Origin of the sequence: Streptomyces torulosus, from assembly GCF_001419765.1 — a bacterium.
In the GTDB taxonomy this organism is placed as follows: domain Bacteria; phylum Actinomycetota; class Actinomycetes; order Streptomycetales; family Streptomycetaceae; genus Streptomyces; species Streptomyces torulosus.
Map to the genome: position 1 here is coordinate 1 of NZ_LIRK01000492.1, position 2,353 is coordinate 2,353.

2 protein-coding genes are annotated in these 2,353 nt (G+C 72.8%); both read left to right on the forward strand.

Annotation, left to right across the window (positions count from 1 at the left end):
* Nucleotides 1–1,165: sensor histidine kinase (locus AOK23_RS30890; protein WP_055715871.1), on the forward strand; the 1,165-nt coding region annotated here is incomplete at its 5' end.
* Nucleotides 1,162–1,881, forward strand: a complete 720-nt coding sequence (locus AOK23_RS30895; RefSeq protein ID WP_055715872.1) for a response regulator — start codon at nucleotides 1,162–1,164, stop codon at nucleotides 1,879–1,881. The genes AOK23_RS30890 and AOK23_RS30895, both read left to right, overlap by 4 nt.
* Nucleotides 1,882–2,353: the final 472 nt, after the last annotated feature.

Consider the following 2,353-nt stretch of genomic DNA (forward strand, 5'->3'; position numbering starts at 1 on the left):
GCTCCCGGGAGCCGTACCGGTGCCGCCGGTCGTACCGCCCCTGCCCGGGGCGCCCCCGGAATCGCATCTCGTCCCCGTGCACACCTGGCAGTTGCTCCTGGCGGCCCTGACCGCGCTGCCCCTGGCCGTGCGACGCCGCTGGCCACTGGCGGCGTTCTGGGCGGTGACCGGTGCGGCGTTGCTGTTCAACCAGCGCCTGGGGGCCGGCGACACGACCGTGTACACGTTCCTGTCGTGCGTGATCGCCGCGTACAGCGCGGCCGTGCACAGCCCGCACCGGCTGGGCACGATCGCGAGCCTCGTGGCGGGTGCCGGCCTGATCGCGGCGTACCCCGAGGAGAACTTCCCGTACCTCACTCCCAGTGTGATCCCGTTCGTCGTCCTGCTCGGTGTGGGCCTGGGCGCCAACGCGATCCACACCTGGAAGCAACGCGTACACGCCCTGAAGGACGAGCAGGAGACCGCGACCCGGCTGGCAGTCGACCGCGAACGTTCCCGTATCGCCGCGGAGTTGCACGACGTCGTCACCCACAATGTGAGCGTGATGGTGATCCAGGCGGGTGCGGCCCGCAAGGTGATGGACGCCGCGCCGGACCGCGCCCGCGAAGCGCTGCTCGCCGTGGAGGCGAGCGGCCGCACGGCGATGTCCGAACTACGGCACGTCATGCACCTGTTGACGATGACGACGGAAGCCCCGGCCGGATCGTCCCCCGTGCCGACGCCGACGGATCCCGCCCTCTCCCCGCAACCGGGCCTGGCCGACGTGCCCGCCCTCGTGGACCGCGTACGCGGGACCGGCGTCCCCGTGGACCTCACCCTCACCCCGGCTCCGTCACGTCCGTCACCCGCGTCCCCCCTGCCGCCCGGCGCGGACCTCGCCGCGTACCGGGTGGTGCAGGAGGCCCTGACGAACGCGGTGAAGCACGCGGCGGGCGCCCGCGTCGCGGTCACCGTCGAGCACACCCCCACCGCGGTCCGGGTGGAGGTGACGGACACGGGCGGCACCCCCGCCCCCGAGGCCGCGGCAGGCACCGGCCGGGGCCTGCTGGGCCTCCGTGAACGCCTCACGGTCTACGGAGGCACCCTCAGCACGGGCCCACGGCCGACGGGCGGTTACCGCGTCGAAGCGGTGATCCCCCTGACCGGCACGGAGAAGACGCCATGACCCCGCCACCGCCCAGCTCTCAGCCGTCCCCGAGCTCCCCGCCGCCTCGCCTGGTGATAGCGGACGATCAAGCCCTCGTCCGCACCGGCTTCAGCATGATCCTGACGGCGGACGGCATGGACGTGGTGGCGCAGGCGGCCGACGGTGACGAGGCGGTGGAGGCGGTCCACCGCACCCACCCGGACCTGGTCCTGATGGACATCCGCATGCCCGGCAAGGACGGTCTGGAGGCGACCCGCGAGATCCTCGCGGCCGATCTCCCGACGCCGCCCCGCATCGTCATGCTGACCACGTTCGACCTGGACCGGTACGTGTACGCCGCCCTCGCGGCGGGTGCCAGCGGCTTCCTCCTCAAGGACGTCACGCCGGAACACCTGGTGGCCGCCGTCCGCCTGGTCCGCACCGGCGACGCCCTCCTGGCCCCCACGATCACGCGCCGCCTCATCGAACGCTTTCTGTCCCCCACGCCGGACACCCCGGCCCTCCACCGTGACCTGACGCCCCTCACCCCTCGGGAACGCCAGATCCTCCGCGCCCTGGCCACGGGTCTCAGCAACGCCGAACTGGCCACGCACTTCCACCTGAGCGAGGCCACCGTGAAAACCCACGTGGCCCGCATCCTCGCGAAGCTGAACCTCCGCGACCGCGCCCAGGCGGTGGTCGTCGCCTACGAGTCGGGCCTGATCACGCCGGGCTCCACGGCTGCCACCCCCTGACTGGCCGGGCCCCCGGGTTCACGCCCGAGCCGCCGGAGCCCTCGTCGCGGACCGGCCACATCACCGACAGGTCGCCGCCGTGAAGCCGACAGGCGGTCACGCGCCCCGCCCGGGACTGGGCGAAGACGGCCAGGAACCGGGCGTCGACGGCCAGTTCCTCCAGCCGCCCGGCGGAGTCCGCGAGGCCGGCCAGATGTTCCCGCAGCAGAGAGGGAGCAAGACACCAGTCCCGGCGCCCATCTGCGCCCCGGGGAACCAGGTCGAGCAGAGCATCGACCAGACCGGAAGCCGCCCCCGAATCCCCCTGCCCAGGAAGGCCGGACGAAGCCTCGGCGGCCAAGCCATCCCCAACGACACGAGCCAGCGCGGCAAGTACATCCCTGTCCACGGAGCACCTCATCTCCCGAACCCCCAAGAACGCCTGACGCCCCGTACGATCATCCGCCCACCTGCTCCCGCCCCCTGCCCCCTC

Coding starts and splice junctions, on each gene's coding strand:
- AOK23_RS30895 (WP_055715872.1), top strand. CDS start 1,162: ATGACCCCGCCACCGCCCAGCTCTCAGCCGTCCCCGAGCTCCCCGCCG.